Genomic DNA, 24,422 nt, shown 5'->3' with positions numbered 1-24,422 from the left:
CGTCTCGGGCGGGCTCAGACGAAGCGCACGGTCTGCTGCAGACGCGTGCGCACGTCGAACAACTCGTTGCCGCCGATGTCGCGGGCGCCGGGAACACCCTGCCGCAGCACGAGGTGCAGCGCGCTGCGACGAACCACGACGACGGGGACGCCTCGGATGCTGCCAAGCGGCGTGATTGCCTGATCCAGGTCGTCGTCGGGGAGTACAACGATCGCACCGCCGAAGCGGACGTGAGCAGCGCGCGCGATCACGCGCATCCGTGCGAGAAGACCTGCGACCGGTCCGCGACCCCCGCGACCCCCGATGCCCTGGCCGATGATCTCGCCTCGTTTGAACCGCACGACTTCGGCGAAGTCCTCTGACATCACGCCATATAGTCCGGACGGGCTGAGCACGACGTGGTCGAGCTTTTCTTCAGCATCCGCGCCCGTGGAAACGTCGTGCCACACGGTGAATCCCATGCCGAGATCGGAAACGGTGCGGGCTGTTTCTTCCTCAGCGAGTGCGTCGGCAAGCATGCGCCGCAGCTCGCGCGGGGCGGAGCGCACCAGAGCAGGGTCGTACGGATCGGGAACTTCGACGCCGTGGCCGGCCCACTCGCGGATCAGCGCGAGGTAGCGCTCGCGGCGCCAGCCGCCCGGATGCCCGTACGAACGCGCGCGCGGACGCGTATCGGTGGTGGCGGTGCGCGCGTGCCAACCGCTCCAGCTCACCTCTTCATCGGTGAAACCGTGCCCGCGGTCGTATGCTGCGCGACCCTCCGGCGTGCCGATGACTTCCCACGCGCGCTGCACCTGGATGAACGCTGCTGAGTCGCCGCCGGTGTCGGGGTGCGTTTGCCTGAGCCGCAGGCGATACGCCCGACGCAGCTCTTCGTCGCTGACGGAGGGGTCGACACCGAGAACTTCGTACGCGGAGTGAGAGAGGGGGCTGTCGAACATCACTCCCTATTGTCCTCTGATGTCACCACCCGCGGATCCGGCATGATCGTGTCGATCTTCGGCTTCGCGTTCGCTTGCGCTCGCCACCATACGACGAAGCCGACGGCGGTAAACATTCCGTAGAAGACATACATGAATCCGGTGGCGTAATAGCCGGCGCTGAACAGCAGTGGCACGCCGACCACATCGACAGCGATCCAGATCAGCCAGAACTCCGTCCAACCCTTCGCCATGCCGTAGGTCGCGAGGAGCGAACCGACGAAGGTCCAGGCGTCGGCCCATACTGGCTCGTACGACCCGAGCACTCGGAACAGGGGAGTGAGTGCCACCGTGCCGATCACCATGACGAGCACGATGCTGATGCGCGCGCTGTTCGGCGCCCAACGAGGGGTGACCTGTCCGTTGTCTGCCGTCGCCCGGCGCCAGCGGTTCCACCCGTAGATCGCGACCGCGATGAACATGATCTGACGCCCGGCCTGCCCGAGCAGATTCGGCAGTGAGTGCGCGGGGTTCAAGATCGAGCCGAGAAAGACGGTCAGCAGCAGCAAATTGCCGACGATTCCCACCGGCCAGGCCCAGATCTTGCGGCGCATACCGCCGAGCGCGCTGGCGAGACCGAAGACGTTGCCGACGACCTCGCGGATGAGCAGGGTCTGCCCGCCGGGCAGCATCCACTGCGAATTGAAGGCGTCGACGAGCCAGCTCAGGAAGTCCATGGTTCTCTTCTCGGTATCGGTACCTTGAATCGGTGCGCCGAGGAGAGGTGTGGCGGACTACGTGCGTTACCGCACGCGCATCAACCTGTGCTTCTCCCATCCAGACTGTGACTGTCGGTACCGGAATTTCACCAGTTCAATCGCGGCCGTGAAGGGCTGCGAGTCGCGGACTTTGACCGCCGGTTCGGACTTTCACCGATCCCGGAGCACGTGAGTGTTCACTCGGAAGATTACCTGATGGTTCGCTCGCTTCCCGCGATCGCGTTCACCAGACGTTCCAGGCGGGCTCGCGTTTTCGTTCCGTATCGAGCGCGTCGTCCACCGCCGCATAGTCGAGATGGGGCGAACGCCAGAGCCCGTACGGGTCCCACCAGTTTGGTCCGCGGATCTCGGGTTTGCCGTTTCTCATGCGGATCGCCCAGATGTTCTCGTCGAGAGTTCGGTGGTGGTGCCAGCACAGCGGAACGCCGTTTCTCGTGTGCGTCGGGCCACCGCGAGAGTATTCGGTGACATGGTGTATTTCGCACCATTCGGCAGGGATGTCGCATCCCGGAATGAGGCAATCGCGATCACGAAGAACGATCGCTCGCCGCTGATGCGTGTTGAAGATGCGGGCGGAAGTGCCGATCGCGATGATCGCTCCGTTCTCGTCAAACAACACCCGCTCAACTCCACCCGCACAGCCGACGTGTGCGGCGGCCCTGAGCGGAACGTCGTAGCCGGCGCCCTCGATCGTCGCCCGTCCGCTGCCGCTGGCGAAGTCCGCCGCGCTGACCGAGACGACAAGCGTCGGGGCTGCCCCGCCGGATTGTGGCATGCCACCGGATGCCGCGGCCACGCCGAGAATCGTCGCGAATGCGTCGTGCCGCTTCTGTGCGTGGCTGCGGAGGTCTGCAGCTTTCGACGGTGGTGACAGCACCCTGTGGTCGGGCGATCCGTCCGCTCGGGTACTCGTCTCGTCCGACGGTCGGAACTGCACGGTGCCTCCAACGGTGCCTCCAACCATGCCTCCAATGGGTGTGTCGGGATCCACCTTCGGATTGACCAAGCTGTCGATGAGCTTTTGCAACTGTGCCGCCACCTCGGGGAGCAATTCGCCGCGCACGGGCACCGATCCATCGCGCAATCGGCCGACCGTGATGTGCCGGCGCCGCGTCCCAGCGCGGTCGCTGGGCTCTGATCCGTCGGGGTCTAGCCGATTGATGATGTGAGCGGCGAGCCCGGCAAGTTCATCGGTCGACGGTCGTGGTGCGCGCTCGTCATCCACACCAGCCCCGACATCCCCCTCGTCGCCATCCAGTGGCCTCCCGGTCGCGAACCGCGCGAGCACGGCATCCGCCGCCAACCGGTCGGCTGCACCTAACTTGGCCAGCTTCTGGAACGGCGTCACACACGCAAGGAATCCGCTCAGTGAGACCTCGCCAGCCAGCAACGCCGCGGAAAGTTCGGGGAACGGCGCAGGCAAAAGATCGCCCGAGCTTATGTTGAGATCGCGGTGCACCCCTGCGGTGGCCGACACGTACCGGCGGGCGGTGTAGCCGTCGACGTACAGCACCCTGCGCAGCAGATCTGCGGCATCACGGCATCCGACCTGTGTTGTCAATCGCGCGCCACGTTCGCACTGGTCGCGCTCCACGACCCGGTCAGTCGCCTCTGTGATCGCGCCGTCCAGCCGACGTTGGATGCGCCCGAGTACTTGCAACGTCGACACGAGCTCATCGTCAGATGCCAGCCGCACCCCACCCTGCGCGCTCGACGAAACCATCGTGTCGGCGAGTTGCCGATCGATGTTCGCGAGTTGCTCTGGAAGGGATGTCATACCTCCATTAAATAAGAGGCCACCGACATCCAAATCCCAGGTCAGGCCCCATTCACAAACTGTGGATAACTCCGAGTAGTGCCTCACCTGTGCAGAATGAGTCGTGCGAGGAGAGACCCTTCGTCAGGCTCAGCGAGCGGTCTGCTCGGGGGCCGCGGCGAGCCGCGAGATGAGCAGCGAGGCGAGCAGCGAACCTACGCCGCCACCTTCTGCGGCGACTCTCCACCCTCTGTGAACGAGGGCTCTTTGCCCAGCATCCGCCCGATCAGCAGCACCACTCCGACGACGACCAATCCCACGACCAGCCCGGCCACGGCAGAGACGAATGTCTCGCCGATCCAGGCGAGCACAGCACCCAGCGGGGCCAGCAACGAGTGGATCTCATGCAACATGTCGCTGAAGAACACCAGCCCGACCTCGCCGAGGTTCGCAAGCAGCAGGTGTCCGCCGACCCACAGCATCGCGACCGTGCCGACAACGCTGATGACGCGGAACACCGCAGGCATCGACCGCACGATCCGCGTGCCGGTGTGCCGCACGCGACGAGAGTCGTTCTTGGCCATCTTCAGGCCGATGTCGTCAATCTTCACCAGCAGCGCGACGGCGCCGTACACGATGACAGTCATCATCAGCGCGATCACGGCGAGGATCGCGAGCGTCGTCCAGATGCCGAGCCCCGCCTCGAGGTTCGACAGCGAGATGAGCATGATCTCGGTGGAGAGAATCAGGTCGGTGCGGATCGCACCCCACACCAGCTTGTTCTCGTTGCGAGCGCCCTCTTCAACGTGCCCGTGGTGAAACCCGAACCACTCGAGAACCTTTTCGGCGCCCTCGAAGCAGAGGTACGTTCCCCCGAGGATGAGCAGGTACGGCAGCACCCACGGCGCGAACGCGGTCAGCAGGAGCGCGATCGGAATGATGATGACGAACTTGTTCACCAATGAGCCGAGCGTGATCTTCATGACTACCGGCAGCTCGCGCGCCGGCGAGATTCCTTGCACGTACTGCGGAGTCACGGCGGCATCGTCGATCACGACGCCCGCCGACTTCGCGGACGCCTTCAATGCGGCGCTCAGAATGTCGTCAACGACGGCGAGCAGACCAACCGACATGTGTTCTCCCTGGAACTGGTTCCCGAAAATGATGTGTGGTTCCGGGAAGCAAGACTACTGGGAGCTCAGCCCCGCCCCGTGAACTCGTCCATCGACGAATAGACCTTGAATACCCGGTTGGCGACGACATCCCACCACTTCGTGGGCAGGATGCCGCGGAAGGCCATGGCGAGCTTTACGCTCCACGGGCGCAGCACCATCGGGGTGCCGTTGAGCATCCCGTTCCATGCGGCGGCGGTGGCCTGGCGCGGGGTCATGATCGGCGTCATCAGCGGGCCACGCGCACCCTCGAACATTCCGGTCGAAACGTAACTGGGGCAGAACGTCGTCACGGCGATGTGTCGGTGTCCGTACGAGCTCAGCTCGAGGCGCAGCGACTCGCTCCAGCCGATCATCGCCCACTTGGATGCTGCGTACACACTCATGTTCGGATTCGCGAGAGTCCCCGCGGCAGAGGCGATATTGAGAATGCGCTTCGGGCGCGAGGTGTCTGCAATCATCTCGGGCAGCACCTCACGGGTGAGCCACATCGCCGCAAGCGCGTTGATGCGCATAGTAGCTTCGATGTCGCGTGCGGGGTCATGCTCCCAGAACGGTGCCCCTCGGACGATGCCTGCGTTGTTGATGACGACATCCGGCGTGCCAAGGTCTGAGCGCACGCGCTCGACACCCGCGGCGATCTCCTCCTGGCGAGAGACGTCGACCTTGTAGGCGCGCACATCAACGCCAGAGCGGGAGAGATCTGCGGCGAGAGCGGTTGCGGCATCCTCATCGATGTCCCACAGGGCGACGGCACGAGCGCCGCCAGCTACGGCGCGCCTGGCATATAACTCGCCCATTCCTCGAGCTGCACCAGTGATGAGGACGAGAGCGTCAGTGATCGGATCCTTAGTCATTCATCGAGCGTACGCTGGAACCATGACCGATTCCGGAAACGTCACCCGCACACCCGGCACCGAAACCGCCGTCCTCGCCGGCGGATGCTTCTGGGGCATGGAAGATCTGATCCGTCGCCAGCCCGGCGTGCTCGACACTCGCGTCGGCTACACTGGCGGCGAAAACGACCACGCCACGTACCGCAATCACCCGGGTCACGCCGAGGCGATCGAGATCGTCTTTGACCCGACGAAGACCACGTACCGCGACATCCTCGCGTTCTTCTTCCAGATCCACGACCCGTCGACGCTGAACCGTCAGGGCAACGACATCGGCTCGAGTTACCGTTCCGCGATCTTCCCCCTCAGCCCCGAACAAGAGCAGGTCGCGCGCGACACCATCGCCGACGTCGATGCCTCGGGCCTCTGGCCGGGCGCGGCCGTCACGACGATTGAGTCGGAAGGCCCCTTCTGGGAGGCCGAGCCCGAGCATCAGGACTACCTGATCACGTACCCCAACGGGTACACGTGCCATTTCCCGCGCGCGGGTTGGGTGCTCCCGCGCCGTGAGGCCTGATTCCTGCGTGAGACCCTGATTCCTGCGTGAGACACCATGTCTCAGTGGCGGTCTCACGCAGGAGATGGTGTCTCGTGCGGGATATCCGGTCTCAGACGATCGTTGAAGCGTCGATCACGAAGCGATAGCGAACATCGGATGCCAGCACCCGAGCCCACGCCTCATTGACCTGATCTGCTGAGGTGATCTCGACCTCGGGGGCGATGGCGTGCTCGGCGCAGAAGTCGAGCATCTCCTGCGTCTGTGCGATGCCGCCGATGTTCGAGCCTGCGAACGAACGGCGTCCACCGATGAGCGTGCCGGCCTGTACAGGCATCGGCTCGGAGGGCGCACCGACGTTGACGAGCGTGCCGTTGAGAGCGAGCAGCTTGAGGTGAGCGTTGATGTCGATCGCCGCGGAAACAGAGTTGATGATGAGATCGAACGTTCCCCGCAGTGCGGAACGTCTCGGGGTCTTCGGTCGCGAAGTAGTGGTCGGCGCCGAGTTCGAGCGCGTCATCCTTCTTGTTCAGCGAACGCGACAGCACCGTGACCTCAGCGCCCATTGCGTGCGCGATCTTCACAGCCATGTGACCGAGTCCGCCGAGTCCGACGACGGCGACCTTCTTGCCGGGGCCGGCGTTCCAGTGGCGCAGCGGCGAGTAGGTGGTGATTCCCGCGCACAGCAGGGGAGCGGCCTTCTCGAAGGGGATGGCTTCTGGCACCCGCAGTACGAAACCCTCGGTGACAACGATCGACGTCGAGTAGCCACCCTGCGTGATGGTGCCATCGACATCGGTGGCACCATAGGTTCCGGTCGCACCGTTCAGGCAGTACTGCTCTTCGCCGGCAGCGCAGCTAGAGCATTCGCCGCAGGAGTTCACCAAGCATCCGACGCCCACACGGTCGCCGACGGCGAACTTCGTTACTTCGGAGCCGACCTCGGCGACAGTGCCGGCGATCTCGTGTCCGACAGTCAGCGGGTACTGCTGGGCCCCCCAGTCGCCCTGGACCGTATGAATATCGGAGTGGCAGATGCCCGCCCAGCGGATGTCGATGCGTACATCCTTGGGGCCGACGTCGCGGCGTTCGATCGTGCCCGCAACGAGCGGGTCGGTGGCAGAGGGCGCAACGATGGCGGGGATTGCTGTAGGCATGCCTCGAGCCTAAACCGAATGCCGCGCTCGTGGCTCGAATAAATGTCAGCTATCGCCGTCGTCGTTCAAGAACGCCAACGCCGCATCTTTGAACGCCTTCGACCCCGGTGCATTGAAGTGGTGGCGGCCGGGAATTTCAAAGAAGCGACCCTGCGGCGCGGCATCCGCAAGCGCACGCGAACCTTCGATGATCATGTCGTTCGATCCCGTCGCGAACAGGATCGGTTGGGTCGGGGCGTTGCTTGGATCAGGGTCGACGGTGCGGGTCTGACGCATGCCCTGGGCAAGGGCGAGCAGCGAGCGCAGGTCATTGCCCGAGACGCGTTCAGTGAGTGCAATGTAGTTCTGTGTCGTCTGATCGAGCACGGGTTCTTCGTGATCGATGTATGCGCGCACCTGATCGAGGTTGAGTCCTGAGAGTGGCATGCCATCGGGTACGCCACCCAGCACGGCACGGATGATGCGCTGTGGCAGGTCGCGCACAACTTCCCAACCCACGCGGGCGCCGAGCGAGTAACCCACGTAGAACGCCTCGTCGACGAGGTACTGATCCATGACCGTTTCGATGTCGGTCGCGAGCGTTTGGATGGCGTAGGCGTCAGGCTCATGCGGCTTGTCGCTGAGCCCGTGACCGCGCTGGTCGATCGCGAGAACGCGGTACCCGGCGCCGGTGAGGTTGCGTACCCACCCGGTCAGCACCCAGTTGTCGCGCACGTTCGATGCGAAGCCGTGGACGAGCACCACTACCGGGTCATTGAGATCGCCCCAGGTGTATGTCGCCAGCCGAGTGCCGTCGGGGGCATACACGCGCTGCGGTTCGGGCATGCGGGTTAGTTCATTCAGAGGAGCGGCCACCATCCCATCATCCTCCTTGCCCTGCACCAGTTGCGTAACATCATCCTCCCGATGGATGCGAATGTCGGTGATCCCTCGTACCGTAGGAGACACGGAGGCTGACCGGGGGGTCAAAATGTCATCACTAGGGGTCTTGAACGACTTAGCGGCGTTCTTCCTGCCGATCGGGTTCATCGGTGCGGCGATCGCCGTGCTGTGTGCGTTGGTCGCGGCAGTAGCGCTCGCGCGAGGCGCAGCCGGACTCACTGGTGGCGCGGTCGGGCTCTGGATCGTCGGTGCGATGCTCAGCGTCACCGCGGGCTTCTCCGGCAACTGGCTGCTTCTTGCGATCTCGGCGGGCTCGCTCATCGCGGCACTCGTCCTGGGCGTCGTTGCGCGTTCGCTGCTTCGCCTGATTCCGGAGCGACCCGCACGGGCAGTGGTCAACGAAGAACCAGCGCCAGCGTCGGTGGCTGTGCCGGTGGCCGTCTCACGGCCCCGTTTGGCTGAGCTGCGCGTCGGCGACGCGCTCGCCAAGACCGGTCACGCGTAGGCCGCTAGCAGGTTCGTTCAGCGGTAGTCGCGGTCGAGGTGTTGGCCCGCGGCGTTCCCTGTTGCGACGCGCTCGGCTTCGCGGGCGCGGAGGTCGACCCGGCGGATCTTGCCGGAGATCGTCTTGGGCAGCTCAGGCACAAACTCGATGATGCGCACGCGCAGGTGCGCCGACAGTCGTTCGTGCGCGAAGACGTAGATAGCTCGCGCTGCGTCTTCTTCAGAGGTCGCGGCATCCGCTCGCAGGCACACGTATGCCTTCGGCACCGAGAGCCGAGTGGGATCGGGGCTCGGGATCACCGCCGCCTCGACCACGAGGTCATGTTCAAGCAGCACCGATTCGAGCTCAAACGGCGAGATCTTGTAGTCCGACGCTTGAACACGTCATCCGCTCGGCCGACATAGGTGAGGTAGCCATCAGAATCACGTGAGGCGATGTCGCCGGTGTGGTGGTAGCCGCCGGCGCGTGACTCTGCGGTTTTCTCCGGATCGCCGTAGTAGCCCGCCATCAGACCGAGCGGCGGTTGTGCGAGATCGAGAGCGATCTCTCCCTCATTCTCGGCCAACTCTCCCGTGACCGGGTCCAGCAGCACGACCGGATAGCCGGGCAGTGCCCGACCCATCGAACCGTCCTTCACAACCTGGCCGGGGGAGTTGCCGACGCAGCAGGTCATCTCGGTCTGACCGAACCCGTCGCGGATGGTGCCGCCCCACGCTTCGCGCACGCGGCTGATGACCTCGGGGTTCAACGGCTCACCGGCGCCGACGAGCTCTCGCGGAGGATGCGTCAGACGCGACAGGTCGGCTTGGATCAGCATCCGCCACACCGTCGGGGGCGCGCAGAACGTCGACACGTGATGGGTGTCCATGACCTGCATCAGGGTGTTCGCGTCGAACCGGTCGTAGTTGAAAACGAAGACGGTCGCTCCGGCGAGGAACGGTGAATAGAAACTCGACCAGGCGTGCTTGCCCCACCCCGGCGACGAGATGTTCAAGTGCACATCTCCCGGTCGAAGCCCCAGCCACCACATGGTCGAGAGGTGACCGACGGGGTACGAGACCTGCGTGTGCTGCACAAGCTTCGGCCGACTGGTGGTGCCGGACGTGAAGTACAGCAACCCGGTGTCGGATGCTGGAGTCGCGCCGTCCGGTTCAAACTCAGTAGGCGCGCTCGTCGAGTCGGCGAAGTCGTGCCAGCCCGCCGGCACCTCGCCGGTTCCGATTCGGATCACCCTGTCGTCGATGTCGCTCAAACGGTCGGCGAGGGCACCCAGAGTGATGACCGCACGGGCCTCACCGTGCTCGACTCGATATGCGAGATCGGATGCCGACAGCAGAGTGGATGTCGGAATCGATACGGCGCCGACCTTGGTGATGCCGAGCATGACCTCCCACAGCTCGATCGTGTTGTTCAGCATCACAATCAGATGATCGCTCCGACCGATGCCGAGCTCGCGCAGCCAGCTCGCGACCTGGTCAGATCGACCCGACAGGTCGGCGTAGGTCCAGCTCTGAAGCGTGAGGTCGGCAGAAACAATCTGCACGGCAGGTCGGTCGGGGTTCTCGCCCGCCACGACGTCGAACCATTCCAGGCCGAAGTTGAACTCATCGAGCTCGGGCCACGCGAACCCGGACACCGCGCGTCGTAGTCGGTGGCGTGCGCGAAGAGGAAGTCCCGCATCTCGCGGATCGCAGAAGTGGCGGCGGTGGTGGTGCGGCTCATGCGTCCATCCTGCACCCCGCGCCACAAATTCGGCGGAAGGCTTCCGTTACCGAATCGATTCGATAGAATGGCCTGTCGCTGGATTCCGGCACATCGATCCCCATTCGCCCGCGTTCCGGAAGTACTTCTCCGCATGGCCACCTCTCTCACCACGGGCCGCCCCTGGCGCGTCATCCTCGCGTTCAGCGTGCCGCTACTCATCGGCAACATCGTGCAGCAGCTGTACCAGGTCGTCGATGCGATCGTCGTCGGCCGTGAGCTCGGCGTGAATTCGCTCGCTGCTGTCGGCGCGACGGGAAGCCTGTTGTTCTTGCTGCTCGGATTCGCGTGGGGGATGACGACCGGCTTCGCAATCCCGACCGCTCAGGCGTTCGGGGCCCGTAACTATGCCGCGGTTCGCCGCTCGGTTGCCACCGGCACCATCCTTACCGGCATCACGAGTGTGGTCATTACCGCCGCCGCTCCCTTCTTGTCTGAGCCCGTGCTGCGGTTGATGCAGACCCCGCCGGAGCTCTTGGCCGAGGCAACAGTATTCACGCAGATCAGCTTCATCGGCGGCAGCACGATGATGTTCTTCAACTACCTCTCGGCGATCATCCGCGCGATCGGCGACTCCCGCACGCCGCTGGTGTTTCTCACCATCTCCTGCGCGATCAACGTCGTTCTTGTCATCCTCATGGTCGGCCCGCTCGGCTGGGGCGTAGCGGGCGCGGCGCTCGCCACCGTCATTGCACAGCTGATCTCGGTGCTGCTCTGCCTCAACTACGTCCGGCGCCGGGTGCCGGTGCTGCATATCCATCGTGAGGACTGGAAGGTCACCCGCGCCGACATCGCCGAGCACTTGCGCCTCGGACTTCCGAAGGGCTTCCAGGCCTCGATCATCGCGATCGGCACTCTGGTTGTGCAGGTCGCGTTGAACTTGCTCGGCGCCGATGCGGTCGCGGCATACACCGCGGCCACCCGTGTCGACAGTCTCGCCAGCGCTTTGCTCGCGTCGCTCGGGCTCGCCGTTTCGATGTACGTGGCGCAGAACTTCGGCGGGCGGCGGCCCGACCGCATCCGCCTGGGTGTAGTGCAGGCGACCTGGATGGCGATCGCCGTATCGCTGCTGCTTGGTGTCGTACTCATCGCTTTCGGTACGAACTTGGTGCGACTGTTCGTCGGCGAGGGCTCTGATGAGGTTGTCAAGCTCGCGCACCTGATGCTGGTGATCAACGGTGCGACCTACTCACTGCTGGGCGTGCTGTTCGTGATGCGCGGCGCGCTGCAGGGCCTCGGCCACGCGCTGATTCCCACGATTACCGGTATCGTCGAGCTCTTCATGCGCGTGGGTGCGGCAGTGGTGCTCGGCGCGGCGCTGGAGTTTGGCGGAGTAGCGCTCAGCAACCCGCTTGCCTGGGTCGGTGCGGTCGTCATCCTGATTCCGGCATACGTGCGTGCGCACCGCGCGCTGGCACGCATGCCAATCGATCCGGACGAAATGACGCTCACCACCCCGATCGCGATCATCGGACCGAGTGACAGTTCCCTCAACGTGGATGCCTTGGTCACGCAGTCCGTGCCCGTCACCATGCAGCGTCGCTGGCAGAGGCTGCTCAAGCGCTGAGCCCGTTGGTCCCGGAGCCCAACGAGCACTGTTTCTCCCGAGGTGTGCAGGGGGTTTCGCTGAGGTTCAGCGCGCGAGCAGCCCGCTGCCGTCGCGAATCTCGAACACCAGCTGCGTCTCGGTACCGCGGACGACGGGATGGATGGTGATGTGATCCAGGACGATGTCACGCAGCGCCGTGGCATCCCTCACCGCAACGTGCACGAGAAAGTCATCGACGCCGGCGACGTGGAACACCTGCAGCACGCGCGGAATCGCGACCAGCGCGTCGAAGAGCGCATTGACTTTCGCACCGGTGTGATTCGCGAGCCGCACCTTGATGATCGCCTGCAGTCCGAAGCCGAGCGCCGCTTCGTCGAGGCGGATGCGCACATCGCGGATGATGCCGCGATCGCGCAGGGACCTCACGCGGTGCGCGCAGGTCGATTCGGCAAGTCCCAGCTGCTGTGCGAGGGCCTTGTTGGTCGTGTCGGCGTGGGCGCTGAGGGCGGCGAGGATCTCGAGATCGACGTCGTCGAGGGATGCCGGGGGCTGTTGTGTTTTCGACAATTCGCACGTCCTGGTTTCGGTGGTAATTGCTGAGAAATTCTCGTTTAGCAGTAAGGGCAGCGGATGCTGTCGAATTCTTGCACTTTCATTGTGATTTCGGCAATGTTGAAGGATGACTGCACCGCTGCATCCCGACACCGTCGCCGTCCACAGTGGCCGCGCCGACCTCGCTGAATTGGGCGTGCACGCGCTCCCGATCGACCTGTCGACGACGAACCCGCTGCCGGATATCGAGCGAGGCGGCGACTCCTATGAGGCGATGGCCACCGGCGGTCGCCCACCCGTCGACGGCAGCATGGTCTATGCGCGGCTGTGGAACCCCACTGTCGCCCGCTTCGAGGATGCGCTCGCCGAGATGGAGCACGCCGAAGCATCCGTCGCCTTCGCCTCGGGCATGGCAGCGATGACTGCGGTGATCCTCGCGCACACCGGCGCTACCGGGCTTCGCCATGTCGTCGCGGTGCGTCCGCTCTACGGCGGCACCGATCACCTGCTGGGTTCAGGGCTTCTCGGAGTGGAGACCACCTACTGTCATCCCTCAGAGGTGGGCATCAGCATCCGTCCCGACACCGGACTCGTCGTCATCGAGACGCCGGCGAACCCGACGCTTGAACTCGTCGACATTGCCGCGGTCGTTGCGGCGGCAGGTTCCGTCCCTGTGGTCGTCGACAACACTTTCGCGACACCGATTCTGCAGAACCCGATCGACCATGGTGCGGCGATGTCGCTGCACAGTGCGACGAAGTATCTTGGCGGCCACGGCGACGTGATCGCCGGCGTCGTCGCGTGCAGCGAGCAGACAGCCGAGGCGCTGCGCCGGGTGCGTGCCGTCACTGGCGGGTTGCTGCATCCGCTCGGCGCCTATCTGCTGCACCGCGGACTCACCACGCTGCCGGTACGGATGCGTCAGCAGCAAGAAAAACGCGCAGCAGATCGTGCAGTGGCTTCTGGATCAGCCCGAAGTGGCCGAAGTGTTCTTCCCTGGACTCGACGGTGACCCGGACGGGATTCTCGAGCGGCAGATGCGCGGTACCGGAGCGATGATCGCCTTCCGGTTGGCTGGCGGCTATGCGGCAGCCAGTGCGGTCGCGTCGGCCGTGCAGTTGTTCACGCACGCTGTGTCGCTTGGCGGGGTGGACTCGCTCATCCAGCATCCGGCCGCGCTCACTCACCGACCGGTGCCGCCCGAGGCGCGCCCGGCGGCCGACGTGCTGCGGCTCTCGATCGGGCTTGAGAATGTCGGTGACCTCATCGCCGATCTCGCGCAGGCGCTGGCCGGGTTGCCGGGCGATGCCGCGGCCTCTGCCGACGACGCGCTCGTCCGAGCTGACGCCGTTCATAACTCCTCCAGATTGGCCCCCGGCGGCGCTCAGCCGGCGGATTTCGGGGCGATCGGCCGCTTTCTGGAGGAGTTATGAACCGAACGACTCCGCCACAGGTGTCGGCCCACAACGCCCTGCCGCGGCGCGAACAGGTACACGAGCGCGAAGACGCACCCCTGCACGACGACCACCAGACCGCCGGATGCCGCGTCGATCCAGTAGCTGAGGTAGATCCCGATCACGCTGCAGAGCGCCGACATGACAGGCGCGATCACCAGCATCCGACCGAAGCGATCGGTCAGCAGATGCGCCGTCGCGCCGGGGATGATCAGCATCGCCACGACCAGTACAACGCCGACGACCTGCAGTGCGACGACTGCGGTGAGCGCGAGCACACCGAGCAATAGTGCACCGAGTAGACGCGGCGAGAGCCCGATCGCGAACGCATGCGTGGGGTCGAACGCATACAGCGTCAGATCGCGGCGCTTGATGATCAGCACGCTGAAGGCGATGGCGGCGAGGATCACGATCTGTAGAAGATCGCCCTCCGAGACACCGAGGATGTTCCCGAAGATGATGTGGTTCAAATCGGTCTGACTCGGGGTCACCGAGATCAGCACTAGCCCGAACGCGAACAGCGTCGAGAACACGATGCCGATCGCAGCATCCTCCTTCACTCGGCTCGTGCCGCGAATGAGGCCGATCAGCCCGACCGCGAGGAACCCGAACACCAGCGCACCGAGCGCGAACGGCGCCCCGAACATGTAGGCGAGCACGACCCCCGGAAGCACCGCGTGCGAGACCGCATCGCCCATCAGCGACCAGCCCACCAGCACCAGCCAGCACGACAACAGTGCGCACACGACCGCCGCGATGACGGTGGTCACGATCGCGCGCACCATGAAGTCGTATTGCAGTGGCTCGAGAATCCAGTCGAGAATCATGCCGCATCCTCCGAAACATCCGGAGAAGAATCTGGTGAAGAATCCGGAGAAGCGTCCAGCCCGAAGGCACGCGCCAGGTTCGAGGGCTTCAACGCCTCATCGACCGAACCGTGAAACAGCACCCGTCGCAACAGCAACACGGCCTCGTCCGCGAGCGTTGGCAGCGCATGCAGATCATGCGTAGAGACGAGCACCGTGCTGCCGGCTGCGGCCAGCTCGCGCAGCAGCCGAACGATCGTCGCTTCGCTGCGTTTGTCGACTCCCGCGAACGGCTCATCGAGCAGCAGGATGCCGGCACCTTGAGCGATCCCGCGAGCAACGAAAGCACGCTTGCGTTGTCCGCCGGAGAGCTGTCCGATCTGCCGATCCGCGAGGGCGGTGAGCTCCACCCGCTCGAGCGCCTCGTCCACCGCCGCCCGATCAGCCGGGCGCGCTCGCCGCATGAACCCCTGCGTTCCGTAACGCCCCATCATCACGACATCCCGCACCGAAACGGGGAACGTCCAGTCGACATCTTCGCTCTGCGGAACGTACCCGATGAGTCCTTTACGACGGGCGGATGCCGGATCCATGCCATCCAGTCGCACCTGGCCAGCGGCGGGCCGAACCAGCGAGATGATCGTCTTGAACAGGGTCGACTTTCCCGAGCCGTTCATGCCGATGAGTCCGGTCACGCGCCCCGCTTCGACGCTGAGCGACACATCATCCAACGCCAGCACTTCGCCGTAGCGGACGGTGACTCCGGTCACCTCGATCGCGCTCATGACCGGCTCCCGTCGTCTTCAGAGAGGCCGGTCAGCCCCGCGATGATTGTGTCGGCGTCGTGGCGGATCAGATCGAGATAGGTGGGAACGGGCCCGTCGGCAGTGGAGAGCGAGTCGACGTACAGGGTGCCGCCGAACGTGGCATCCGTCGCCTCGACGACTTGCCGCATCGCCCGATCGGATACCGTCGACTCGCAGAACACGGCTGGGACATCGTTGTCTCGTACGAACTCGATCACCGCGGCGATCTGACGCGGCGTCGCCTGCTGCTCAGCGTTCACGGCCCAGATGTATGTTTCGGTGAGACCGGCATCCCGGGCGAGATACGAAAACGCGCCCTCGCAGGTGACCAGCGCTCGCTCGTTCTTCGGAAGTGCAGCGAGCGAGGCGCTGAGGTCGTCCTGCACCTGCTGCAGCTCGGTCTTATAGGCCTCTGCGTTCGCGGCGAAGTCATCGGCGTGCGCGGGATCGAGATCGCTGAACGCGGTGACCATGTTGTCGACATACCGCTGCACGTTCGCGGGACTCATCCAGGCGTGCGGATTGGGCTTGCCTGCGTAGGCATCCTCGGTGATGTCGATCACTTTGATGCCCTCGGATGCTACGACGTGAGGGGCATCGAACGCCTCGACGAACTGCGCGAACCATACCTCAAGATTCAGGCCGTTGTCGATGATGAGGTCAGCATCCGTCGCCTTGCGGATATCTCCGGGGGTGGGCTCGTACCCGTGGATCTCGGCGCCGGGCTTGGTGATCGACTCCACGCGCAGATGATCACCCGCGACATTCTGGGCGATATCAGCGAGCACCGTGAAGGTCGTCAGTACGACGGGACGGTCGTCGTTGCCGTCGGCATCCGGACCTGCACAGCCGGCGAGCAACGCAACGCCCACGATGAGGGCAGCCGCAACGACGCGGATATTTTTAGGCACACCGAAAACCTATCTTTTAGGCACGCCGAAAACAACCGCGCTGACCAGGCATTTGTGGGTTCAGTACATAAAACGCAGTGTCACAGAGTATGAAACTTGGTCTCTGATCGCAAAGGGTGGCGGTCTTCGACATTTGCGCTCATACACTCACCGTGGCAATGACGCCACTGACCTCTGGAGCCTCATGACGAGTTCTACGCCCCACGCGCACGGCAACGGTATGCGCATCACTGTCATCGTTCTCAGCTTGTTGCTGACCGCGATGGTCGTGCTCTTCTTTGTAACCACAGGAAAGATCGCAGCTGGTGCTGCGGAGTTGTCTGATGGAACAGCGACAGCACAGGAAGGCTCAGCCGATCTCGCCGCGGGTGCTGAAGAACTTTCCGCGGGTGCGGACAAGCTCGCAACCGGTGCGGACGATCTCGCCACGGGTGCGACAAGCGCTGACGAAGGCAGCCAGAAGGTCTCGGCCGGAGCGCAGAGCGCATCCGCTGGTGCTGCTTCATTGGCCGCTGGCGCGGACACGCTGGCCACCGGTGCATCGACTGCAGAAGCTGGTGCAGGAAAGGTCAGCGCAGGCGCGCATAGTGCTCTTGATGGTGCCGAACAACTGGCGACTGGTTTATCGAAGGCGGATGCTGGAGCCCAGTCAGCACTCGATGGTGCACAGCGGGTGTCTGCTGGTGCTCAGCAGGTTGATGCCGGCGCGCAATCGGCCGTCGATGGCGCACAGCGGGTATCTGCCGGTGCTCAGCAAGTTGATGCTGGTGCGCAGTCGGCCCTCGCCGGTGCTCAGCAGGTCGCAGCCGGCGCGCAGCGCCTGGACGCTGGAGCGCAGTCAGTGCTCGATGGAGTAACAGGTCTTGCCGCCGGAGTCGCCGGAGCGCACCAGGTTGCCGGCCAAGTAAACGCAGGCGCCGCGCAACTCAGCGCGCAACTCTCGGGTGCCGTGACACCGCAGCTTCAGGCTCTTGCCAGCGACGAGGCGGCAGCTGCCATTACCGCGGCCGCCGCATCCGCGCCCGCAAATTCGCAGCAGTTGGCGGATGCGCTGGCACAGCTCGCAGCGGCGAACCCGGAAGACACGCAGCTTCAGCAGCTCGCCGCGCTCGCCGCTGGCGTTGACGCGCAGGTTGACGGCATCGCGGGCGCAGCTTCGGCTGCACCCGCGCTCGCCAAGGGAACTTTGGCAGCGGTGGCCGGTGCGCAGCAGATTGCGGGTGGCACGGACGCGCTGGTCAATGGCAACCTTGCGCAGGGCTGGCCCGGCACCGTGGCTCTCGTCGATCCCGCAAGTGGAGCGCCCGCACTGGTACAGGGCGCTCAGAACATGAAGGGCGGCGCTTCGGATCTGGCTACCGGTGCCTCGGATCTGGCGATCGGGATCGAACCTTTGCAGGTTGGCGCCACGCAAGTCGCCGCCGGGGCGGCTCAACTCGCGATCGGAGTCCAGCCACTGAAGGCCGGAACCTCACAGCTTTCCACCGGTGCGGTGCAACTTGCGATGGGACTGCAGCCGCTGAAGGACGGCACCGGCAACCTCGAATTTGGGGCACGCAACCTTGCGGGCGGCTTGACGACCCTCTCGGATGGCGCAGACTCACTGCACGCCGGCTCGATGAATCTCACCTCTGGCGCAACTCGTCTGGATGAGGGTGCGACTGCCCTCGCTGAGGGTGCTGCGACATTGGAAACCGGAGCTAGCGGACTCAGCACCGGTGTGAGCAAGCTCTCGGAAGGTGCTGCCGCCGTGGCTGAGGGTTCGAGTGCTCTCGCTGATGGTGGCGGAAAGCTTGAGACTGGTGCCGCCGACCTCGCCGCGGGAAACGGGCTTATTGCAGATGGTTCCGGCACGCTTGCGACGGCGACTGCCGGCGCTGCACCGTCGATGCTCCCGTGGATGCTCGGCGCCGTTCTCGCCGGTTTGGTCGCGATCGGCTTCTGGGTCGGACACCGGGTCAGTCACCGCCGAAACCTCGCTCTCGCGGCCTGACGTTCACGCCCCCAGTTATCTCCGACGCCCCCGGTTACAGGCGAACGGCGTTCCTCACCCCGCGAGCTGCTCGGCGAGGAACGCGCCTGCTTCTCCCAGTGGAGGCCCTGCCCGCCTTCGTGCTCGTTGAACGGGTAGTCGATGATCTCGCTCGTGCCGCCCCAGCGGTTGTAGGCGGCGTAGACCGTCGACGGCGGGCACACCGGGTCGAGCAGTGCAACAGAGAACAGCGTTGGCGCGGTCGCGCGCTTCGCGAAGTTGACGCCGTCGAAGTAAGAGAGTGTCTCGAAGACGGTGGCCGAAGCATCTCGGTGCACCGCCAAATACTTCACGATCTCGTTGTACGGGTCGTTTCCGGTCATGCCGACGGCACGTTCGAAGTGGCAGAGAAATGGCACGTCCGGCATCGCCGCGACCAACCCGTTGGAGAGCCCAGCCGCTGCGATGGCGATGCCGCCTCCTTGGCTGCCGCCGCAGATGGCAACGCGCGCGGCGTCGATGCGGTCGAGCGAGCGGATGGCGTCGATCGCCAGCACCGCGTCAGTGAAGACCCGACGGTAGTAGTAGTCGTGCGGGGATTCGATGCCCCGGGTCATGTATCCAGAAACTGCGGGACCTGAGCCATGCGGGTCGGCGGTCACGCCACCGGTACCCCATCCACTGCCCTGGCCGCGGGTGTCCATCAAGAAATACGCATAGCCGGATGCTGCCCATCCGAGTCGCTCGTGGGGCAGCCCACGACCGCCGCCGTAGCCGTTGAACTCGACCACTGCGGGCAACGGCTCATCAGTGTCAGCAGGCAGGAGCAGCCATCCACCGATCGGGTCTCCACCGAACCCGCTGAAGGTCACGTCGTAAACCTCGACCGACTGCAGTGGCGAGTCGATGCGACGCAACTCGATCGGCTGAGCCAGTGCACGAGATTCCTCAAGCGTCTGCTCCCAGAAATCATCGAAGTCGGCGGGCTCAGCGACCTCGGGGCGGTAAGAGCGCAGCTCTTCTGCTGGCAGGTCAAAACGCGGCATTGCGGCATCCTTAAATCAGGGTCGAGCGGTAGTTTATCGGCGCGATGAACAGGCGCATGAGATTCACAGCGTCGGGTGGTGCTGAACGGTTCCGGTGGAGCAGGCGCGCGGTTAGGCTGAGTGGCGAGGTTCGCTCCTCTCCCCCCAATTCCGCGAACCGACTCCTCTTGTACTGACGGTTTTCGTCGCGGAGGCTGTGCGGTGAGCATCCTTTCGAAAGGCGTTCCCCCTGTGAACAACTCCGCCGAAAACAGCGTCGATGAGCAGGGTTCCGATTTCTTCGATCAACTTGCTCAGGGCCAGACCCGCGAGCAGGGCGCCTTCACTGTGGGCTTCCGCGGGTACGACAAGGGTGAGGTGGATGCCGCGATCGCAGGGCTTCGCATGCAGGTGCAGCGCGCGGATGCCGAGATCGCCGAGGCGCGGGCTGACGTGAGCCGCGATGTTGAGACGGTACGTTCCGAGGTCGAGTCGGTGCGTACCGAGAGCGACGCTCGCATCGCGGAGCTCGAGGCAGACTTGGCCGCCGCCCGTGCGCAGGCCGCCGATGCCGACCAGCAGGTGTCAACGTTGACGAGTGAGCTCGTCGATGCCCCCAAGAGCGAGGCCGACACACAGGGGTCCCGCCTGCAGTTTGAAGCCGTGCTTCGCGTTGCAGAAGAGCAGGCCACGGTACTGATCCAGAACGCTGCGGTGCAAGCCGATCGTCTGCTCGAGGCTGCCCGCGAGGAGGCCGAGTCGCGGCGCGCAGAACTCGCCACAGAGGTAGAACGCATCACCACGCAGGCACAGCACGATGCCGACCAGGTACGTCTACGGATCGACACCGAGTACACCGCCCACGAGGCGCGCCTCGAGCGCGAGTCGGCGCATGCTGCCGAGAAGGTTGTTCAGGCCGAGCAAGAGGCTGCGACCGTCCGCACTGAGGCCGAGAAGGGCTCAGCGGCGTTGCGCTCGATGGTCACACGTGAGACGACCCAGCAGCGTTCGGATGCCGAGCGCGAGGTGCGCGAGATGAATGCTCGCGTGCTGGAGTTCGAAGAGACCCTGACGCGCCGCCAGGATGACGCCCAGCAAGAGTTCCTGCTGCTGCACAATCAGGCCGTCGCGCACGCCGAACGCATCACTACCGACGCGAACGAGCAGGTCGCGGCATCCCTCGACCACGCAAAGCGCATCTCGGCGAAGGCTGATGACTACGAGCGTCTGATGCGCTCGCAGGCGCAGGCCATCGAGGCCGACGCGCAGGTGCGCGCCCGCGAAACGCTTGACCGTTCGAGGGTGAAAGCGCAGAAGATCGTCAGCACGGTCACGGGTCACACCACCGATGTCCTCCGCGACGCGGAAGACCGCACTCGCCAGCTGCGCTGGCAGCAGCAGCAGTTGAACAGTTTCATGGCTGAGGTGCGCGAGCTCATCCGCCCCGACGGCGTGCTGAGCGCGGACCTCGCGGATGAGGAAGACGCTGATGTGAAGGGCGATGCGGACACCGACGTCGTCGTCGAGGAAACAGACGACGTCAAGGACTGATCCTCCTCAACGAGGTCGGTCAGCTCACCGTGACCGTCACGCTGTGCCATCCCTCAGCGCCGTCGGGCACGACCGGAACTGGTGTTCCGCTCTGCGTCTGTCCAGTCGAGTCCGTCGCTCGGACTTCGAGTTCATGGTTGCCCGCTGCGGCGTCCCATTCGTAGACCCACTGCACCCAGGTGTCAGACGAGATAGGTGTGGAAAGTCGCGCGGGCGCCCAGGCTCCGCCGTCGACGCGGACCTCGACCCCATGAATGCCGGTGTGCTGCGCCCAGGCGACGCCGGCAACCGCGACCGTCCCGGCCTTCACGCTCGCCCTGCTGGATGGAACATCGATGCGTGAGCCGATCTTGACGGGACCTCGCTCGGACCATCCGCGATCGGTCCAGTAGGCGCTGGCGCTATCGAAGGTCGTCACCTGCAATTCGGTTAGCCATTTCGTGGCGGAAACGTAGCCGAACAGCCCAGGCACGACCATCCGCACCGGGAACCCGTGAACCACCGGCAGCGTCGTTCCGTTCATGCCGAGGGCGAGGATGCTGTCGCGGCTCTCGTCCTGGAGTATTTCGAGCGGTGTGCCTGCGGTGAACCCGTCAACGCTGCGTGAGAGAACCATGTCGGCGCCGTCGAGGGGCTTCGCTTGAGCCAGCAGCTTGTGGATCGGGTAACCGAGCCACACGGCGTTGCCGATAAGGTCTCCGCCCACCTCGTTGGAAACGCAAGCAAGCGTGACGGTCGTCTCGATGAGAGGAAGATCGAGCAGCTCCTTGAACGAGATCTCGATCTCGTTCTCGACCATTCCGGTCACCCGCAGCCGCCAGGTTTCCGGGTCGACGGCGGGTACCTGCAAGGCGGTGTCAATGCGATAGAACTGGTCGTTCGGAGTGATGAGCGGCGAGAGGCCTTCCACATCGAGCATCGAGCCGGCGGCAATCGGCGGCGCGGGTTTCGCGGGCTTCGGGAGTGAGATCGCCTCACGGATCGTGTCGACCGCGAGGCTTGCGGCGTTGGCGACGCGTGATCCGATGCCGATAACGACGGCGGCCGCCGCAGTGCCGATGAGGAGTGTCAAGAAGCGGCGGCGCGTCGGCGTCGCCCGGGGGTCAGAATTCGCCCGGGGATCAGAATTCGACGCGGCTCCAGATTTCGACGGCATGCCAGACTCGGCGTCGTTCTGTTCGGATGCCGATGACCAATCACGGAGGCGTCGGATCGAGAGGCGCAGCACAAGACACGCACCGACGGCCCCGACGACCGCGGGCGCGGCCCACAGCCCGTTGGCTTGCGCCCTGGTTGTTACCGCCACGGTGGCCACACCGCTGAGCATGAGAAAGAGCACGGCGCCCCATGGCGGTTTCTTGAGCTCGAGATACCCGGCTCCCGCGGACACGATGGCAAGAACGACCAACAGCAGCGTCAGCAGGAACACTTTGTCGCCGGTGCCGAAAACCGCGATGACGGCATCCTTTACCCATGGCGGTGCAAGGTCGATGGTCAGTGATCCGATGGCGAGAACTGGGCTGCTTTGGGGGGCGATCATCAACGCGGTGAGCTCAGCGAGAGCGAGGCCGGCCGCCGCGCTGATGAGACCGGCGAGCCCCGCCCACCGTCTCTCCACTTTCGCGTGCACGTCGCAATGATAGGCGCGCAACCTTGAGCCAGACACCCTGATCTGAGATGGGGACTTCACGTGAGAAGGTGAGGCCGTAGCCTGGGAGCATGTCGCATCTGGTGAGCGTCGCCGAACTGTCCGATTTGATCAACGCGGGCGCGCGAGTTCTTGACGTGCGCTGGCAGCTCGGTCGATCAGACGGCCACGATCGGTACCTCGAGGGCCACATCCCCGAAGCCGTTTATGTAGACCTCGAAAACGAGCTCTCCAGGCACGGACGCCCCGAGGACGGCCGGCATCCTCTGCCCGACACCGAGACCGTGCAGGCCGCGGCTCGGCGCTGGGGCCTGAACGACGGTGACATCGTCATCGCGTACGACGACTGCCGAGGACTCGCCGCCGCACGGGCATGGTGGCTGTTACGACACGGGGGAGTGGATGTGCGGGTGCTCGACGGCGGCTGGCACGCTTGGCAGGGGGCTGGCGGTGCGATCGTGACAGGTGAGGTGATTCCCGAGCCGGGCACGGTGACGCTGACGGATGTCGATGGTGACAGTCTCACCATCGACGAGGCAGCCGCGTTCCCGGCATCCGGCGTCCTGCTCGACGTGCGTGCGCCGGAGCGCTTTCGTGGCGAGAGTGAGCCGTACGATCCGATCGGCGGCCACATTCCTGGGGCGGTAAATCTTCCGACCGGCGCGCACCTCGCGGACGATGGCACGCTACGTGGCCTCGTCGAGCTGCGCAACGCCTTCGCCGGTGCCGGAATCTCCGATGACACTCCGGTCGCGGCGTACTGCGGCTCGGGCATCACTGCCGCGCACACAGCCCTCGTGCTTGCCGAGGCGGGGATCGATGCGAAAGTCTTCCACGGCTCTTGGAGCCAGTGGTCAAACACCCCGGGTCGCCCGATCGCAACCGGCGCCTAGACGATCAGCGCTCGCCGTAGCCCCAGCGCAGCACGAGCATTCCCGGACCCCAACTGCGACGCACTTGGTGAATGGATGTGGCCCCGTCAAGGAAGAGTGGCGTCACAGTCGTCTTGGTCGGCGTCTCTTCTACCTCTTCGATCCAGGTAGGGAGGGCATCCGGGTGAAACCTGGTCCATAACAAAAGCTCACGACAGTGTCGGGCAACGCCGTGCCCGGTGTCTCGTGTAGTGGGGTACTCGGATGGGTACTCCAACCTCCACTCGAGCATCGTCGTCTGCGCCGGGCCCAGTGGGCGCTCGAGCTCGAACATCGCGCCGTGCACCTCGCCGCTCGAGTGTGAGTGCAGGCGCGAGATGTGTCCGCCGGCGACGACGCTGAAGTGTGGCGCGGGCGTGCGGACATCGGGGGTGAGGTCGAGGTAGGGGACGTTCGTGATGGTCCCGGATGTCGACTGCAGGAGTGTGCGTGTTGTGCGTGAGATGACGAAGCCGTCCGCGCCGACATCGGTGACGGCATGGGTAGATACGTCACGCCCTGGATCCATCACCGGCGCTCCCAATGCGATGAAGGTCTCGGCCACTGCCCGCTCGAGGCGATTTCCCTCGAGCGGATAATGGGCTGTCCCCAGCGGGCCTACGCGCTGGCTCGGGCCGATCAGTGACACCAGCGAGCCCTCATCCAGCTCGAGCAGTATCTCGATCTGTTCGATGGTGGCGATCGACTGCGGACCCTCGGGGCGTCGCGCACCGGATCGCCAATAGCTAAGGGCGGCAGCAGATACCGGATTTCCGGTCGCCGCCAGTCGCTCTCGCAGCCACGTGAGCGTGACCTGACGCTGAGTGATCGCCGTGCGCAGAGCGGTTGCGAAATCTGGGCGGGTATCTCCGCCGATAGATTTTTTTCCTTGCATCACAGGCCGCCCCCAGGT

21 protein-coding genes, 2 pseudogenes and 1 riboswitch are annotated in these 24,422 nt (G+C 64.7%); of the genes and pseudogenes, 7 read left to right on the top strand and 16 right to left on the bottom strand.

Annotated features, from left to right (window positions below):
• Window positions 1-14: 14 nt before the first annotated feature.
• The 5 genes from DC31_RS13800 to DC31_RS13780 form a co-directional block, all read right to left on the bottom strand.
• Window positions 15-941, bottom strand: a complete 927-nt coding sequence (locus DC31_RS13800) for a J domain-containing protein (protein ID WP_036280936.1) — start codon at window positions 939-941, stop codon at window positions 15-17.
• A complete protein-coding gene (pnuC, locus tag DC31_RS13795) occupies window positions 941-1,657 on the bottom strand; it encodes a nicotinamide riboside transporter PnuC (RefSeq protein ID WP_036280932.1) in 717 nt (238 codons plus the stop codon). Before pnuC ends, DC31_RS13800 begins: the two co-directional genes overlap by 1 nt.
• A gap of 84 nt (window positions 1,658-1,741) precedes the next feature.
• Window positions 1,742-1,870, bottom strand: a riboswitch (FMN riboswitch).
• A gap of 52 nt (window positions 1,871-1,922) precedes the next feature.
• On the bottom strand, window positions 1,923-3,476 hold the full coding sequence (locus DC31_RS13790; protein ID WP_036280929.1) for an HNH endonuclease signature motif containing protein: 1,554 nt from the start codon (window positions 3,474-3,476) through the stop codon (window positions 1,923-1,925).
• 194 nt (window positions 3,477-3,670) lie between these two features.
• Window positions 3,671-4,588 carry a DUF808 domain-containing protein gene (locus DC31_RS13785; RefSeq protein ID WP_036280927.1) on the bottom strand — a complete coding sequence of 306 codons (918 nt, stop codon included), beginning with the start codon at window positions 4,586-4,588 and terminating at the stop codon, window positions 3,671-3,673.
• 65 nt (window positions 4,589-4,653) lie between these two features.
• Entirely contained in the window at window positions 4,654-5,484 is an 831-nt protein-coding gene (locus DC31_RS13780) for an SDR family NAD(P)-dependent oxidoreductase (protein ID WP_036280925.1), read from the bottom strand.
• A 22-nt stretch (window positions 5,485-5,506) separates the two neighbouring features.
• Here DC31_RS13780 and msrA point away from each other — a divergent pair, with 22 nt between their 5' ends.
• Window positions 5,507-6,040 carry a peptide-methionine (S)-S-oxide reductase MsrA gene (gene msrA / locus DC31_RS13775; protein WP_036280923.1) on the top strand — a complete coding sequence of 178 codons (534 nt, stop codon included), beginning with the start codon at window positions 5,507-5,509 and terminating at the stop codon, window positions 6,038-6,040.
• Window positions 6,041-6,131: 91 nt separating this feature from the next.
• Here the strand turns inward: msrA and DC31_RS13770 are convergent.
• Window positions 6,132-7,176, bottom strand: a pseudogene (locus DC31_RS13770) (NAD(P)-dependent alcohol dehydrogenase).
• A gap of 45 nt (window positions 7,177-7,221) precedes the next feature.
• A complete protein-coding gene (locus DC31_RS13765) occupies window positions 7,222-8,001 on the bottom strand; it encodes an alpha/beta fold hydrolase (protein WP_235201528.1) in 780 nt (259 codons plus the stop codon).
• A 163-nt stretch (window positions 8,002-8,164) separates the two neighbouring features.
• On the opposite strand from DC31_RS13765, the gene DC31_RS13760 reads away from it, so the two are divergent.
• Window positions 8,165-8,563, top strand: coding sequence for a hypothetical protein (locus tag DC31_RS13760; RefSeq protein WP_152545437.1), 399 nt, complete (start codon window positions 8,165-8,167; stop codon window positions 8,561-8,563).
• Window positions 8,564-8,580: 17 nt separating this feature from the next.
• Here the strand turns inward: DC31_RS13760 and DC31_RS19700 are convergent, their stop codons facing one another.
• Together DC31_RS19700 and DC31_RS13755 are read right to left on the bottom strand one after the other, a co-directional pair.
• Window positions 8,581-8,898: an AMP-binding enzyme gene (locus DC31_RS19700; protein WP_235201527.1), complete on the bottom strand. Its 318-nt coding sequence runs from the start codon at window positions 8,896-8,898 to the stop codon at window positions 8,581-8,583.
• Window positions 8,859-10,199 (bottom strand): AMP-binding protein, encoded by a 1,341-nt coding sequence (locus DC31_RS13755; RefSeq protein ID WP_235201526.1) that lies wholly within the window; start codon window positions 10,197-10,199, stop codon window positions 8,859-8,861. The genes DC31_RS19700 and DC31_RS13755 overlap by 40 nt, the downstream gene beginning before the upstream one ends.
• A 219-nt stretch (window positions 10,200-10,418) precedes the next feature.
• Between DC31_RS13755 and DC31_RS13750 the strand changes: the two genes are divergently transcribed.
• Window positions 10,419-11,891, top strand: a complete 1,473-nt coding sequence (locus DC31_RS13750; protein ID WP_036280917.1) for an MATE family efflux transporter — start codon at window positions 10,419-10,421, stop codon at window positions 11,889-11,891.
• 66 nt (window positions 11,892-11,957) lie between these two features.
• Here DC31_RS13750 and DC31_RS13745 read toward each other — a convergent pair whose 3' ends face one another.
• Window positions 11,958-12,440, bottom strand: a complete 483-nt coding sequence (locus DC31_RS13745) for an Lrp/AsnC family transcriptional regulator (RefSeq protein ID WP_036280915.1) — start codon at window positions 12,438-12,440, stop codon at window positions 11,958-11,960.
• Between the two features lie 112 nt (window positions 12,441-12,552).
• On the opposite strand from DC31_RS13745, the pseudogene DC31_RS13740 reads away from it, so the two are divergent.
• Window positions 12,553-13,858: pseudogene (locus tag DC31_RS13740) on the top strand (trans-sulfuration enzyme family protein).
• On the opposite strand, the gene DC31_RS13735 reads toward DC31_RS13740, so the two are convergent.
• Genes DC31_RS13735 through DC31_RS13725 form a run of 3 tightly spaced genes read right to left on the bottom strand, consistent with a single transcriptional unit; the run spans window position 13,810 to window position 16,402 of the window.
• Window positions 13,810-14,706 (bottom strand): metal ABC transporter permease, encoded by an 897-nt coding sequence (locus DC31_RS13735; RefSeq protein WP_036280913.1) that lies wholly within the window; start codon window positions 14,704-14,706, stop codon window positions 13,810-13,812. The pseudogene DC31_RS13740 and the gene DC31_RS13735 sit on opposite strands and share 49 nt — an antisense overlap.
• Window positions 14,703-15,470: a metal ABC transporter ATP-binding protein gene (locus tag DC31_RS13730; protein ID WP_036280911.1), complete on the bottom strand. Its 768-nt coding sequence runs from the start codon at window positions 15,468-15,470 to the stop codon at window positions 14,703-14,705. Before DC31_RS13730 ends, DC31_RS13735 begins: the two co-directional genes overlap by 4 nt.
• Window positions 15,467-16,402, bottom strand: coding sequence for a metal ABC transporter substrate-binding protein (locus DC31_RS13725; RefSeq protein WP_036280909.1), 936 nt, complete (start codon window positions 16,400-16,402; stop codon window positions 15,467-15,469). The genes DC31_RS13730 and DC31_RS13725 overlap by 4 nt, the downstream gene beginning before the upstream one ends.
• A 184-nt stretch (window positions 16,403-16,586) precedes the next feature.
• On the opposite strand from DC31_RS13725, the gene DC31_RS13720 reads away from it, so the two are divergent.
• Complete coding sequence (locus DC31_RS13720) at window positions 16,587-18,395, top strand: hypothetical protein (RefSeq protein WP_160173246.1); 1,809 nt, start codon at window positions 16,587-16,589, stop codon at window positions 18,393-18,395.
• Here DC31_RS13720 and DC31_RS13715 read toward each other — a convergent pair.
• Window positions 18,365-19,420: an acetylxylan esterase gene (locus DC31_RS13715; protein ID WP_081813866.1), complete on the bottom strand. Its 1,056-nt coding sequence runs from the start codon at window positions 19,418-19,420 to the stop codon at window positions 18,365-18,367. The genes DC31_RS13720 and DC31_RS13715 overlap by 31 nt on opposite strands.
• Window positions 19,421-19,621: 201 nt before the next feature.
• Here DC31_RS13715 and DC31_RS13710 point away from each other — a divergent pair, with 201 nt between their 5' ends.
• On the top strand, window positions 19,622-20,950 hold the full coding sequence (locus DC31_RS13710) for a cell division initiation protein (RefSeq protein ID WP_235201525.1): 1,329 nt from the start codon (window positions 19,622-19,624) through the stop codon (window positions 20,948-20,950).
• 19 nt (window positions 20,951-20,969) lie between these two features.
• Here DC31_RS13710 and DC31_RS13705 read toward each other — a convergent pair whose 3' ends face one another.
• On the bottom strand, window positions 20,970-22,580 hold the full coding sequence (locus tag DC31_RS13705; protein ID WP_235201524.1) for a molybdopterin-dependent oxidoreductase: 1,611 nt from the start codon (window positions 22,578-22,580) through the stop codon (window positions 20,970-20,972).
• 89 nt (window positions 22,581-22,669) lie between these two features.
• Here DC31_RS13705 and DC31_RS13700 point away from each other — a divergent pair, with 89 nt between their 5' ends.
• Window positions 22,670-23,491: a sulfurtransferase gene (locus tag DC31_RS13700; protein ID WP_036280905.1), complete on the top strand. Its 822-nt coding sequence runs from the start codon at window positions 22,670-22,672 to the stop codon at window positions 23,489-23,491.
• A 4-nt stretch (window positions 23,492-23,495) separates the two neighbouring features.
• Here the strand turns inward: DC31_RS13700 and DC31_RS13695 are convergent, their stop codons facing one another.
• Complete coding sequence (locus DC31_RS13695; protein ID WP_051606980.1) at window positions 23,496-24,404, bottom strand: hypothetical protein; 909 nt, start codon at window positions 24,402-24,404, stop codon at window positions 23,496-23,498.
• Between the last annotated feature and the right edge of the window lie 18 nt (window positions 24,405-24,422).

The organism is Microbacterium sp. CH12i (genome assembly GCF_000685355.1).
Classification (GTDB): Bacteria; Actinomycetota; Actinomycetes; order Actinomycetales; family Microbacteriaceae; genus Microbacterium.
The sequence above is the reverse complement of the archived record's forward strand: the minus strand, read 5'-3'. Positions and strand labels throughout refer to the sequence as shown.

Bases quoted from the DNA above. Each gene is read 5' to 3' on its own strand.
- DC31_RS13720 (WP_160173246.1), top strand. From the start codon at position 16,587: ATGACGAGTTCTACGCCCCACGCGCACGGCAACGGTATGCGCATCACT.
- DC31_RS13780 (WP_036280925.1), bottom strand. From the start codon at position 5,484: ATGACTAAGGATCCGATCACTGACGCTCTCGTCCTCATCACTGGTGCA.
- pnuC (WP_036280932.1), bottom strand. From the start codon at position 1,657: ATGGACTTCCTGAGCTGGCTCGTCGACGCCTTCAATTCGCAGTGGATG.
- DC31_RS13765 (WP_235201528.1), bottom strand. From the start codon at position 8,001: ATGCCCGAACCGCAGCGCGTGTATGCCCCCGACGGCACTCGGCTGGCG.
- DC31_RS13785 (WP_036280927.1), bottom strand. From the start codon at position 4,588: ATGTCGGTTGGTCTGCTCGCCGTCGTTGACGACATTCTGAGCGCCGCA.
- DC31_RS13800 (WP_036280936.1), bottom strand. From the start codon at position 941: ATGTTCGACAGCCCCCTCTCTCACTCCGCGTACGAAGTTCTCGGTGTC.
- DC31_RS13790 (WP_036280929.1), bottom strand. From the start codon at position 3,476: ATGACATCCCTTCCAGAGCAACTCGCGAACATCGATCGGCAACTCGCC.
- DC31_RS13695 (WP_051606980.1), bottom strand. From the start codon at position 24,404: ATGCAAGGAAAAAAATCTATCGGCGGAGATACCCGCCCAGATTTCGCA.
- msrA (WP_036280923.1), top strand. From the start codon at position 5,507: ATGACCGATTCCGGAAACGTCACCCGCACACCCGGCACCGAAACCGCC.
- DC31_RS13735 (WP_036280913.1), bottom strand. From the start codon at position 14,706: ATGATTCTCGACTGGATTCTCGAGCCACTGCAATACGACTTCATGGTG.
- DC31_RS13730 (WP_036280911.1), bottom strand. From the start codon at position 15,470: ATGAGCGCGATCGAGGTGACCGGAGTCACCGTCCGCTACGGCGAAGTG.
- DC31_RS13700 (WP_036280905.1), top strand. From the start codon at position 22,670: ATGTCGCATCTGGTGAGCGTCGCCGAACTGTCCGATTTGATCAACGCG.
- DC31_RS13750 (WP_036280917.1), top strand. From the start codon at position 10,419: ATGGCCACCTCTCTCACCACGGGCCGCCCCTGGCGCGTCATCCTCGCG.
- DC31_RS13715 (WP_081813866.1), bottom strand. From the start codon at position 19,420: ATGCCGCGTTTTGACCTGCCAGCAGAAGAGCTGCGCTCTTACCGCCCC.